Here is a 12,511-nt window from a genome sequence, read left to right on the forward strand (position 1 = left end):
CGTGGCTGCGTCTAAGGCACACAACGTTAAGCGCTGGCGGAATGGCCAGCAGGCGTTGCAGTGGGTTGGGGCGGGGCTAATGGAAGCAGAAGGGAAATTCCATCGCATCCGTGGGTATAAGCTTCTGGGCATGCTTCAGGCTGCGATTCGCAAGGAGGTGGGAATGTCAGGGGAGATAGAGGTACCAGCGGAGCCTGACGTCGCTAGAACGTGAAATAATGCGTCCGGGAGCGCTAGCGAAATTCTACGAAGAGTGGGACAAGCTCCAGATCCCTGGCCATAGCCGCAACCTCTATGCTCTTTTCCTCTGACGCTAGGATGAGTAGTGGCGCAAGCGCCCTAAGTTCCCCGCTGATTATATCCTCCACATGATCCCATAGTTTGATAACCCGGTAACTAAATGCATTGTATCCTCTCCCGCCAAATCTCGCCACATACTCTGCGGGAAGTCTCCTGTAATGTCGCCTCTCAAGATATAATACTGCTGAAATTGTAGGAAGATCATAAGTCACTGAATAAAATGCATTATACGCAAATACTCTCCTTGGTATAGCCTTAAGGTGCGCGAGCTGGAACTCTGCATGTAATATGGCCCTTTCCTCCCCCCGCTTGATCACCCAGATAAAATCTCCTCTTCTTTGCGGTATATTAACCTCTGGGTTCTCGATGATCTCCGCGGTAATTCCTTCGCTATCTCCCAGCAAGAGTCCTGCAAAATCTCTTGGATAGCGCCTTGCCAGCACCTTCACGCTACGGTCTATCGCGTCCTTTTCCAAACTGTCCTCCACCCCCAATGGTAATGTGCATGGATGATAAGATAGAGGTACCATGGACAAAATCATCCCCATCCTTGGGGAATGATGTGGAAAGGCATTTATCATTGTAGGGCATATACACTTCTGCCTGATGCCTTCCTGAGCCATATTATCCTATATTAACCATGGGATCAAATGCCATAGATCAGTGACAGAGCTGCTCCAGGATTTGTAATAGGTATTTGGGTGGTGGAATCTGGGATATACTGGTTGATGGTCCAAATATCGCCTTCGATCTAATGCGGGGCCATAGGGGGTTGCTATGATATAAGGAATGGACTGGCGCGAAGATTTGGCCACTTTCCGACCAAACATGGCGAATCTTTCGGCACCTCAGACCATGGGTGGCGACTGCTTAGGCAGGTCTTACGTGAAGGTGACGAGGATCTTGTCAGTCTCCCTGCCAAGGTGCCGAAACAGTCGTCAGATTGGGTCCATTTTGGCAAGTTCTGGATCAGTCTCACCAGCAGGTGGCAGAGATTTAGGCGTGTCTTGCTGAGAAGTGGCGGCAGCATCGCCAGTCTTCGCCTTCAGGTGGCAAAATTCCAGTCACCTCATCCTGCAATTGGAATGTCCTAGGAGACGATTATCCAAAATAATGAAGTTTATGGTATATAATGGGTCAGGGTGGCGATATTTCGGCCAGTCTGAGCATGAAGGTGGCGATAGCCTAGTCAGCCTTCGCGCCAAGGTGACGAGAAATCCACCAGCTGCCTCACCCCCTGGCAGTACTTGGAACATCGCCTCCTGTGGCATTCTCTTCCCATCGAGCCATTAGCACGATCTGAAAAGGGAAGGAGCCAGAAGAGGCAAAGCGAAGGCTACATACAACATCATAGGGGCGCGGCCTCATCAAAAATCTATTCCTAAATAAGAAGGAGAATAAGATGGCCATGCGAATTTATCAAACAGTGCGCTTTTCCAGCAGTGCGCTTTCCCAGGACATCATAGAAATGTCCCAGGCGCGAATATCTCCCGCTCTTAGTCTTTCTCTGAATTCGCCTGCAGGATTCTGGGCTGGGAAAGGCTTTTAGACGAGCCTGGGACCGGGAATCCTATGCTTTCTCGCGGAGTGCCATCAGTATTTCATATCTGGGGGGATGGAACTTGGAAAGGGTAAAGACCGCCTTTGTAGGCTGCGGCGGCATAGCCGGAGCTCATGTGAGAGGACTCAAGATTCTATGGGATGCTGGCATCAAGACTTTTGAGGTGATTGCAACCTGTGACGTAGACCTGCAGCGCGCCATCAACATGTCGCAGGACATAGCGGCGTTTCAGGGCGCTAAACCCCGTGCATACGCGGATCTTGAGGAGATGTTGGCAAGAGAGCCAGAGCTCGAGGCCGTAGATATCTGCGCTCTCCACCGGATCCATCATAATCTGGCTATCACATGCCTCAATGCTGGTAAGCATGTAACCATTGAAAAACCCCTTGGCCTCACCATGCGAGCGGGGCGCGCGATCATTGATGCTGCCCAGCAAAACGGGAGAATACTCCAAGTGGCGGAAAACTACCGGCGGGCGCCTTCCGAGCGGGCTATAAATTGGGCAATAAGGAATGGACGAATCGGCAGACTCCGGATGCTTTACTGGATCGACGTGTCAGAACGTCTCTGGCATTGGGGATGGCGGGATCATAAAGATCAGGCAGGTGGCGGCTGGACTCTGGACGGTGGCGTTCACTTTGCGGATCTCTTCCGGTATCATATCGGCGAGGTGGAGGAACTCTATGCAATCTCCAAGACCTACAACCCCATTCGTTTTAAAGACCGTGAGCGCCTTCAGGATCCTGTGGAGATAACAGTAGAAGATACCACTATGGCCACCATCAAATTTGCGAATGGAGTGACCGGCACATGGGTCGCCACCAACTCTGCGCCTGGCAAGGGCGGCAACTTCCGCGCCATATATGGCGACAAAGGCTGCATCAGGTGGAATGAAGGACTCTTTACCAGGGATGAAAACATCCCGATAGAGCAACTCGAAAAAGAATTCATGGATTCTCTTTCTGAACAGGAAAGGGAACGCCTTTTCCCGCGTGGAGTAACCGACACTATTGCGACCGAGCTCAAGGAGTTCTGTGATGCGGTTCGCGGAAAGGGAACTGTGGAGATAACAGGGCTCGAAGGTTTCAAGGACGAAGCCATATGCATGGCGGTCTATGAATCTGCGTGGCTGGACGCGCCAGTAAGGATCGAGGACATCGAAGGGCTCAAGATCGAAAACTACCAGGCCGAATTGAATGAGGATGTAAGGCTTATGTGAAAGGATGACTCATGGGTTCTTTTTATATCTTTGAGATGCATACCAGCCCGAAATGGATTTCGGGGATTTTGCCTGGATTCTGTGCAAGCATGGCATGGGGGGAAGCTTATGAAAAAGGTATTGATCGTCCGAGGTGGATGGGAAGGCCACCAGCCTGTGGAGGTTTCGGAGGTTTTCCGGAAGATCTTGGTTGATTGCGGTTTTGACGTCGAGATATCCGAAACCCTGGATGCTTTCTTGGATGCAGAGAAGCTCAGATCCCTTAAACTCATAATACCTGTCTGGACAATGGGCAAGATAACGGGGGAACAGGTCAAACCCGTCCTGGAGGCTGTAGCTGGCGGGGTGGGTATAGCAGGGTGTCACGGCGGGATGTGTGATGCGTTCCGGGATAATGTCGACTGGCAATTCATGACCGGCGGCCAATGGGTGGCACACCCCGGCGGGGCTGATGTTGAATACATGGTGAATATCAGGAGGAGCTCAAGCCCGATAGTAGAGGGCATCGAGGATTTCTCTGTAAAAAGCGAACAATACTACATGCAAGTCGACCCGGCAATTGAGGTCTTGGCTACTACCCGCTTCCCGACAGCGGATGGCCCCCATTCCTCCAATGGTCAGGTGGATGTGCCTGTAGTCTGGACCAAGAGATGGGGTAAGGGTCGTGTATTCTACTGCTCGTTGGGCCACCAAGCTGATATCCTGGAGATGGAGCCTGTGCGCACCCTGATGCGGCGTGGCCTGCTCTGGGCAGCGGGTGAGGAGGAGGTCAAATAGGGGTTTCCTCTGACAGCATCGCCCCGGCTATAGCTGGGGCTATCTTAGTCTCGGAGAGGGGGATTCAAATAAGATGAAGGGAATACTTGCTTGTCGTACCGCTATCTATGGAAAGTATCAAGATGGCGCATTCGAGCACCTGAGTAGATTGGGAGTGAAGGGCGTGGAGATCGCATGTCCGCCGCCAGATGAGGCCGGTCGGGTAATGGATGAAATAGCCTCTCATGGATTGCAGGTAACTAGTGTCACGCTGAGCTTAAACTGGAAAGAGATGGACATACCTGGATTTGTCTCGGGCCTGGAAGCCATAAAACAACTAGGCGCAAAGGTGATCTTCACTAGTATCAACACCGGAGGATTTGACCGCCAGGAAGTCTACCGCCGGCTCCGCCAGTTCGGTGACAAGGCGGCAGAATACGGGGTCGTTATAGCCATGGAAACCCATCCAGACCTTGTCACAAATGGCGATGTAGCAGTAGAGACTATGAAAGGCATAGACCATCCAAATGTGCGCATCAATTTCGATACCGCTAACGTCTATTTTTACAACCATGATGTGGATGCGGTTTCCGAACTTAGAAAGGTAATCCCTTATGTAGCCAGCATACACCTCAAGGATACCAATGGTGAATATCAGGCCTTTCACTTCGGGGCTCTGGGAGAAGGAGTAGTAGATTTCCCAGGGATACTAAAAATCCTTGAGGATAATAACTTCGCAGGGCCGCTGACTATGGAGATGGAGGGCATTGCTGGCGAAGAATTGTCGAGGGAAGAGATGTATAAGCGGGTTGAAGATTCAGTCGCATATCTGAAGCGGATAGGTCTTGCTTAGACTGCCCTGTCGGGGGTGCCATAAAGCCAGCCCTCTGGCGGAAGACACGATCACAGCCAGTCAGCTATCCCACGGCCAAAGCCGGGAGCCTGGGATGACGAGACCCAATTGGCAATGCTGGGGTGCGGCAGCATGGCCGCATCCCAACTCAGACAAAACCGGCCTCGGTCCGATTCAAATGGAGCCGCCGGCGGCTCGCCACGATCATCTCTCGAGCCTCTAGCATGATCCATGCGTCGGCGCTGGCTCGCTACAGGACCATTTGTCATTATCTCTTTACAAAAAATTCACATCTCCCCCATTGCATTTCCTCAAATACCGATGTATAAATAAATTGGATGGGACATAAAAAGGCCATGTGGGACAAAATAAGTCCCAGGCCTTCTTCAACCCCACCCAACGATCAAAACCAAATTGTCAGGAGGTGAAAATGATGATTACATTGAAGATCGGCCCCGGGTCGCGCGGTAAGATACGCTCCTTTGAGGAAGAACGAAAGCGATATGGACAGTTGAATCAGTGGCCGGTAGGGGTAAAGCCCATCGAGGTTGACAAGATCATAGGGAGCGTAGGGCGTTCGGCAGACTTCGATGATCATTTCCGGTGGAAGAGAACATCAAAGGATGACCGGACAAAGGCCATCGAGCGTGCCATTGAAAGGGGTGAGGCACTCCCCCCTATCGATGTGTATGAACTAGATGGAAAATATTACGTCATAGACGGCCATCACAGAGTAGATGCAGCAAAAAGACAGAAGATCGCGTTTCTGGACGCCGATGTCATCAAGTTGATCCCAGGCTCACGCCCTTCTTCCCAGCCAGCTAAAGCGTAGATCTGCTGACCGGAGCCAAAGATCCGGCCCGCAGGTCTCGCTCACGCCGGCGAGCCCTCCGTTGGCCCCCGATATACGGCAATTCGACCGAACCCTCTTTCTGGCCAAAATATAAGCTAGACTCAGCAGCAGGAATTCATCTGCAAATAGGGAATAAAAGGATTATCATGACATGCAGGAAAAGTCAGGATGCAGATGGAGACTCAATCTCGTGCCCCAGCCAGATCTCATATGTCATCTAGCCCATATGGGAGTTGATTTCGATGAGGAGATCAGTGCATTTCGGTGCAGGAAAGATCGGGAGAGGTCTCATAGGGCGGCTTCTGCTTGCAGGAGGATACAAAGTAGCGTTCGTGGATGCCAACATCGAACTTGTAAATCTCCTCCGCGAAGAAGGAAGCTATCTGGTCAAGACTATCGGAGAGGAAAGGCGAACCCACACTGTCACGGGGTTTGAGGTGTTCCACGTCTCTGATGAAGATGAAATCGTAGCCCGCATAGTAGAGTGCGATCTTATTACCACATCAGTGGGTCCGAGAGCGTTTCACGCTGTTGCGCCCACCATCAGGCGAGGGCTTGAAGCTCGGGTGGACGCCGGGAATCTTGAGCCAGTGGACATAGTAGCCTGTGAGAATATGGCCGGAGCTTCAAATCACCTAAGAAGCCTCATTTTAGATGGCTCTTCCCCGAAATGTAGGAGATTTGTGGAAGAAAAGGTGGGATTTCCAGAATCACAGATAGGTACCATTGCCCCGACCTCCTACGAGAATCTCCCGACAGAACACCCCTTGACGGTGTTCACCGAATCCAACGAAGAATTCTATATAGACCGGAAGGCTCTCCGCGGCAATTACGAGAAAGTGCCGGGGATACAATTCGTAGACAATATTGCCGCCTTTGTGGATAGAAAAGTATTTACTGTGAATACAGGCCATGCAGTAGGAGGCTACATTGGATATCTTCATGGTTATACATACATTCATGAAGTGATGGCTGACCCTAACATAAGAGGGGTGGTGGTGGGAGCGCTAGATGAAATAGACTATGTACTCGTGAAAGAGCATGGCTTTGATCCCAATGAGCAAGGGCTCTACACCCGCCGGGTGATAAGACGATTTGAGAACCCCGAGATGAAAGATCCTATTTCACGCGTCGCGCGAGATCCTGCCCGCAAACTCGGCCCACAGGACAGGCTAATAAGACCGGCAAGGCTCGCCATAAAGCACGGGCTGACGCCGGCGAACATAATTCTCGGGATCGCAGCTGCATTCTTCTACGATGCCCCAGAGGGTCCTCAAGCCGTCAAGTTCTCTGAGAGGGTGAGGAACAACGGCCCTGAAGCAATATTACGAGAGATCTGCGGTCTTTCCCGGGATGAAGAGCTGTGGTCGCTGATCATGGCAGCCTACGAAAGAATCAGGCGCGAAAAGAAAACATGGAGGTCAAGCCCATAGCTCCCTGAGGATCAATTCCTTCACCCTGGCACGCGCATCAGTCTTGGACGGGAATTGATCGAGGTCGACCCAGATGATGCCGGGCTCTCGCTTGAACCATGTTATCTGTCTTTTTGCATAGCGCTGGTTATTGCGTTTCATGAGACGAATGGCTTCTTCAAGCGTGGATTTGCCATATAAGAAATCTACAGATTCCTTGTAGCAGATGGCCTGGCTCGATGTGAGGCGCCTCTCGTATCCCATCCGCAGAAGGTGCCTTGTCTCGTCTATGAGCCCGGCTGCGATCTGGTCCTCCACGCGATCCTGTATGCGTTTATAGAGGCTTGGCCTGGGCCGGATGAACCCGATAAGGGCAAGATGGTAAATCGCCTTTTCTCCTGTATGGTCGCGCTGGAGTTCGGAGATTGGCATTCCTGTGAGATGATAGACCTCAAGGGCCCGGATGAGCCGCCTTGTGTCATTCGGATGAAGGCGGCTGGCCGATGCTGGGTCAATTTCCATTAGCCGGGCAAAAAGATACCCTGGCCCATTTTCTCGAGCTTTCTGCTCCAACTCTTTGCGAAATTCCCAGTCGGCTCGAGGGGCTGGAAATAGATAATCCCTCACGGCAGCCCTGAGATAGAGCCCTGTCCCGCCAACCAGCATAGGAAGCTTTCCCCTCGAATGGATTTCCGCAATGGTGGCCCGGGCCAGCTCTTGATATCTCGCCACATGGAAATCCTCTGAAGGGTCAACGATATCGATAAGATGGTGAGGGATCCTGGCCCTCTCTTCAGCTGATGGTTTGGCAGTTCCTATATCCATGTGCCGGTAGATCTGCATCGAGTCGCAAGATATGATCTCAGCGCCCAGCTCTTCAGCAAGGAGTATCGAGAGCTCGGTCTTGCCGACTGCAGTAGGGCCCACTATCGCGGCGACTTTTGGCCCTTCCTGGGACTTCAACCTTTCTTGGGACGTCTGAACCACCCCTCGATCTCACGAAGGTCTATATGCACCAGTGTTGGCCTGCCATGGGGACACAAAAGAGGCTCGTCGGTCTTGAAAAGATCCGAGAGCAGCCGCTCCATCTCTGGATGACTGAGTTTCTCGCCTGCCTTAATAGCGCCCTTGCAGGCAAGGACAGCCGCAAGGCCATGAAGATCAAGCCTCAATCCGTCGCCGCCGCGCTCTGTAGTTTGGGTTATTGCATCCAATAATAGATCCTCCGGAGAGATCTTTGGCCTTTCCGCAATTATGGCAGGAATGGCCCTCACCAAAAAGGTGTCTTTCCCAAAAGGCTCTATCTCAAATCCAATTCCCTCAAAGAGGTAGAGCTTACCTTCCATTTCTGCCGCGAATCTTGGCCCTGGTTGAATGGTAACGGGCGCCAGAAGCTTCTGTTTGATTTGTGCCTTGCTATTGAATGACCTTATGAGGTTTTCATAGAGAATCCTCTCATGGGCCGCATGCTGGTCGAGCAGATAAAGACATTCCTCTGCCTCAAGGATCAGGTAGGTATCATGAAACTGGCCGATCACAGTAAAATCCCGGGATAATGTGGGGATCTGCGCCTGCGGCGGCTCAGCTGACGGCTTAACTGCTTCTGCAGATTCATAGTCATCTGGCGCCTCGCCCGGCCTGTCAATACTGAGTGCCGCCGGCCCGTCAATACTGGCTGCCGCTGGCCGCGTCACATATGACTCGAATAGCATGTTCCCGCGAGCTGCATATGAGGCGCGCGATAGATTCTCTCGAGCTATATATGGCATAGACGATCTATTCACATGGGCCATATATGATGTAGCTGATGTCTCACTCACATCCGGCGGTTTTGCGCCCGGCAATTGTCTCAAGGCTTGCTTTGCCGCATCAAAAGTCAGTTTATAGATGGTGTCCTCTCTGGCAAACCTTACTTCCCGTTTCGTAGGATGCACGTTTACATCAAGAGTCTCCGGGTCCATAGAAAACCAGATAAATGCTACAGGATGCTTACCCCGGGGTATCGAGCCTCCAAAAGCATTCTCTAGCGCCGCATACATGGTCCTGTTTTGTACAACACGCCCATTGACGAAGAAGCGCTCACCATCACGCCCTGTTCTGCTTAAATCAGGTTTTCCTATCAGCCCAAGCAGGCTGATGCCTTCAAGGGCCATGGATACCGAGATAAGTTCCCTGGATACTGAAGGGCCGTAAATGCCTGAAACCGCCCCCGAATAATCGCCGCTCCCGTCAGTGGAAATCACCAGCCTGTCATCCCTGTAGAGAAGGAATGAGATCTCTGGATGGGAGAGGCTGATGGCGCCGACTATGTCATAGATATGCCCACATTCCGTATTGACACTCCTGAGATATTTACGACGAGCCGGAGTATTATAGAATAGATCCCGCACGATGACACTGGTGCCTTCGGGGCCGCCGGATTCCCCAACTGAGAGGACCTGACCGCCCTTCAGTTCGATCTTGGTGGCGACTCCCCCACCCTTTGGCCTGGTTATCATTGTAACGGACGACACCGCCGCTATGCTGGGTAGAGCTTCCCCACGAAAACCCAGAGAATCGATCCTGAATATATCTTCTGCAGAATGAATCTTGCTTGTGGCATGTCGCTCAAAAGCAAGAGGAACGTCCTCTGGCTCGATTCCGAAGCCATCATCAGTCACCTGTATATACTCTACAGGATCTCTCCCTATCTGGATGACGATCCTCTTGGCCCCGGCATCTATGGCGTTTTCAACTAGCTCCTTGACCACAGAGGCCGGCCTCTCTATCACTTCGCCTGCGGCTATCTTATTGATGACTTCCTCCGTGAGGACAGCGATCTTCCCCGGCTGTCGATCCGGATCGCCCTTTTTAATCATTTTTATCATTTCGCGCCTTCACCAAGCTTCTGTCGTGGCGTAACCCTGACCCCAAGCTCACGCTCTCTGAGTCTATCCTGAAATTCCTTCAATTTCATCAGCGCGTCAAGAGGAGTCAATCTCTCTATATCAAGCTCCTCCAGTTCCCGTAAAATCGTGTCTTCCACTGGCACAAACAAGGCAAGCTGATTTGTGGCAAGGTTTGCGGCGTTACCCCCGACAATGCCCCTGCGCCCCGACTTCTGAATGCCACCAGGCTCTCCAGGCAGGCTATCCTTCAGTTCCTGCAATATCTCCCTTGCCCTTTCTATGACTTGGGATGGCAGGCCGGCAAGCCGGGCCACGTCTATGCCATAGCTCTCTGAGGTGCCACCGCGCTCGATCTTATGGAGGAACACGATATCCTGTCCCTCTTGCTTTGCAGTCATGCAATAATTCTTTACCCTGGGCAAGGTCTTCTCTAACCGGGTCAACTGGTGGAAATGTGTGGCAAACAAAGTCTTGGCCCCTACCCTACGCTTGTCGTGAATGTATTCGATTGTTGCGGTAGCTATACTGAGACCATCCAATGTCCCTGTCCCGCGGCCAATTTCATCGAGGAGGATCAGGCTGCGCCTCCCTGCGTTGGCCAGGATGCGTGAAAGCTCCAGCATCTCAACCATGAATGTTGAAAGGCCAAGAGCTACATCATCTGTAGCGCCTATCCTCGTCATTATCCTGTCCACAAGACCGATCCTGGCTTTTCTGGCAGCAACAAAGCTCCCCATCTGCGCCATTATGACAGCCAGAGCCACTGAACGCATGTAAGTAGATTTACCGGCCATATTAGGCCCTGTTATTATGGCTATCTGGTTTTCCGCTGTATCGAGCATCACATCGTTGGGGACATATACAGAATCCTTTAAGAAATGCTCCACAACAGGATGTCTTGCGCCGCATATTACGATCTCATCGCCATCGGTAACATCGGGCCTTGTGTAATCGTTGACGCGTGCAACCTCTGCCAGAGATGACACCACATCGATCTCCGCCACTATACCAGCGGTCTCCTGCAAACGAGGCGCCTGTGACGCGACCTCATCTCTGAGCGTGGAGAAAAGCTCAGATTCCAGTTTGAGCTCCTGTTCCTCGGCATTGGTTATCGAGACCTCTATCTCTTTGAGCTCTGGGGTAATGAAACGCTCAGCCGAGGATAGCGTCTGCTTACGTATATAATTCTCTGGGACGAGGTGGAGATTGGGCTTGGTGACCTCGATATAGTAACCAAAGACCTGATTATATCCGACCTTCAGAGATTTGATGCCCGTCCTCTCCTTCTCGCTAGCCTCCAGCCTGGCAATCCATGATTTGCCTTGGGTCCTGGCATCCCTAAACTGATCGAGTCTCTCATTGAACCCAGGCCGGATAATGCCGCCTTCGTTCAAGCTGGCTGGGGGATCATCCACCAGACATTGTCGTATCTTGTCAGCCACATCCTCAAGGCAGTCAAATCTTATGGAAACATCTGCTAGGAGACGCGCAAGCTCGGGCAACCTCCCAAGAGATGCGCCAAGGAACCAGAGCTCACGAGGGTTAGCGAGCCCGGCAGATGCCCTGGCAGTGAGACGCTCCAGGTCATAGATCCCCTTGAGAATTTCTCTCACATTATTCCTCAGCGCCTGGTCGTCAAAGAAGATCTGAACCAGGTCTTGCCGCCTCTTGATCTCATCCAGGTCAAGCGATGGCTCTTGCAACCATCTTCTCATCAGCCGACCGCCCATGGCTGTCACGGTACGGTCCAGCACACCTAGAAGGCTTCCCTTCTTGGATCCACCTCTCAGGGCGCTGTAGAGCTCCAGGTTGCGTCCGGTATCCTGGTCGAGGATCATGGACTTCTGGATGGAATATGTCTGCAACCGGTTTATATAACTGAGACGGGATTTCTGGGTTTCAAACAGATAATTCAGACATGCCCCGGCGGCGCTCAAGGCAAGGGGCATTTCCTCGCATCCGAACACATTCAGAGAAACGACCTTGAAATGCGAGAGTAATTCCTTCCTGGCCCTGGACACCTCGAAAGACCCCGTATCCCGGTATGTCAGCGTTATTTGTCCGGCTGCCATGATAGCTCTAACGATCGGATGGTCAGCCTCCATATCTACAGGCACAAGACATTCCCTGGCCCCTTTTTTCAATATCTCAGACACTGCCTGTTCATAGGCGCGATCCCCGCGGATCTCTGTCACGAGGAATTCTCCCGTAGAGGGGTCGCAAAAGGCCAAGCCTGCCGCCAGCGCTTTGCCAGATCTTTGCTCACATGAGACAGCTGCAAGATAATTATTAGATTTTTCATCTAAGAGGGAAGGCTCGAGGACTGTCCCCGGCGTCACGACACGGATGACCTCTCTCCGGACAAGCCCCTTTGCAAGCCTCGGGTCCTCCACCTGCTCACATATGGCGACTTTATAACCCCTTGACACCAGGCGCCCAATGTATGTGTCGGCAGCATGGTATGGAACCCCGCACATGGGAATGCGGCCAGCCTTCCCGGCATCTCTGGATGTCAGAGTAATCTCCAGTTCCCTTGCAGCAATCTCCGCGTCTTGGCCGAAAAGCTCATAAAAATCCCCTAGACGGAACAAAAGCAGCTTGTCCTGATGTTCCGCCTTGATGTATTCATATTGCTGCAGCATTGGAGTCAATGAGGTATCTGGCATTAT

The 12,511-nt window shown here is 52.0% G+C and carries 10 protein-coding genes; 6 read left to right on the plus strand and 4 right to left on the minus strand.

Annotation, left to right across the window (positions count from 1 at the left end):
• Window positions 1-214 (plus strand): hypothetical protein (locus tag HPY52_05690; protein NPV79753.1); only part of this gene is annotated, 214 nt, incomplete at its 5' end.
• A 19-nt stretch (window positions 215-233) separates the two neighbouring features.
• Here the strand turns inward: HPY52_05690 and HPY52_05695 are convergent.
• Window positions 234-776, minus strand: coding sequence for a hypothetical protein (locus tag HPY52_05695; GenBank protein ID NPV79754.1), 543 nt, complete (start codon window positions 774-776; stop codon window positions 234-236).
• A gap of 1,146 nt (window positions 777-1,922) precedes the next feature.
• On the opposite strand from HPY52_05695, the gene HPY52_05700 reads away from it, so the two are divergent.
• The 5 genes from HPY52_05700 (at window position 1,923) to HPY52_05720 (ending at window position 6,975) form a co-directional block, all read left to right on the plus strand.
• Window positions 1,923-3,080 (plus strand): Gfo/Idh/MocA family oxidoreductase, encoded by a 1,158-nt coding sequence (locus tag HPY52_05700; protein ID NPV79755.1) that lies wholly within the window; start codon window positions 1,923-1,925, stop codon window positions 3,078-3,080.
• Between the two features lie 108 nt (window positions 3,081-3,188).
• Entirely contained in the window at window positions 3,189-3,857 is a 669-nt protein-coding gene (locus HPY52_05705; GenBank protein ID NPV79756.1) for a hypothetical protein, read from the plus strand.
• Window positions 3,858-3,930: 73 nt separating this feature from the next.
• Complete coding sequence (locus tag HPY52_05710) at window positions 3,931-4,689, plus strand: sugar phosphate isomerase/epimerase (protein ID NPV79757.1); 759 nt, start codon at window positions 3,931-3,933, stop codon at window positions 4,687-4,689.
• Between the two features lie 433 nt (window positions 4,690-5,122).
• Window positions 5,123-5,521 (plus strand): ParB N-terminal domain-containing protein, encoded by a 399-nt coding sequence (locus HPY52_05715; GenBank protein NPV79758.1) that lies wholly within the window; start codon window positions 5,123-5,125, stop codon window positions 5,519-5,521.
• 263 nt (window positions 5,522-5,784) lie between these two features.
• Window positions 5,785-6,975 carry a mannitol-1-phosphate 5-dehydrogenase gene (locus HPY52_05720; GenBank protein NPV79759.1) on the plus strand — a complete coding sequence of 397 codons (1,191 nt, stop codon included), beginning with the start codon at window positions 5,785-5,787 and terminating at the stop codon, window positions 6,973-6,975.
• Here HPY52_05720 and miaA read toward each other — a convergent pair.
• Genes miaA through mutS form a run of 3 tightly spaced genes read right to left on the minus strand, consistent with a single transcriptional unit; the run spans window position 6,964 to window position 12,508 of the window.
• Window positions 6,964-7,917, minus strand: coding sequence for a tRNA (adenosine(37)-N6)-dimethylallyltransferase MiaA (gene miaA, locus HPY52_05725; protein NPV79760.1), 954 nt, complete (start codon window positions 7,915-7,917; stop codon window positions 6,964-6,966). The genes HPY52_05720 and miaA overlap by 12 nt on opposite strands.
• The gene (gene mutL / locus HPY52_05730) at window positions 7,914-9,821 is read right to left on the minus strand and encodes a DNA mismatch repair endonuclease MutL (GenBank protein ID NPV79761.1); all 1,908 of its coding nucleotides are present in this window, start codon (window positions 9,819-9,821) and stop codon (window positions 7,914-7,916) included. Before mutL ends, miaA begins: the two co-directional genes overlap by 4 nt.
• Window positions 9,818-12,508 carry a DNA mismatch repair protein MutS gene (mutS, locus tag HPY52_05735; protein NPV79762.1) on the minus strand — a complete coding sequence of 897 codons (2,691 nt, stop codon included), beginning with the start codon at window positions 12,506-12,508 and terminating at the stop codon, window positions 9,818-9,820. The genes mutL and mutS overlap by 4 nt, the downstream gene beginning before the upstream one ends.
• Between the last annotated feature and the right edge of the window lie 3 nt (window positions 12,509-12,511).

It is taken from the genome of Bacillota bacterium (assembly GCA_013178415.1).
GTDB lineage: Bacteria > Bacillota > SHA-98 > Ch115 > Ch115 > Ch115.

Bases quoted from the DNA above. Each gene is read 5' to 3' on its own strand.
- HPY52_05710 (NPV79757.1), top strand. From the start codon at position 3,931: ATGAAGGGAATACTTGCTTGTCGTACCGCTATCTATGGAAAGTATCAA.
- HPY52_05715 (NPV79758.1), top strand. From the start codon at position 5,123: ATGATTACATTGAAGATCGGCCCCGGGTCGCGCGGTAAGATACGCTCC.
- mutS (NPV79762.1), bottom strand. From the start codon at position 12,508: ATGCCAGATACCTCATTGACTCCAATGCTGCAGCAATATGAATACATC.
- mutL (NPV79761.1), bottom strand. From the start codon at position 9,821: ATGATAAAAATGATTAAAAAGGGCGATCCGGATCGACAGCCGGGGAAG.
- HPY52_05720 (NPV79759.1), top strand. From the start codon at position 5,785: ATGAGGAGATCAGTGCATTTCGGTGCAGGAAAGATCGGGAGAGGTCTC.
- HPY52_05705 (NPV79756.1), top strand. From the start codon at position 3,189: ATGAAAAAGGTATTGATCGTCCGAGGTGGATGGGAAGGCCACCAGCCT.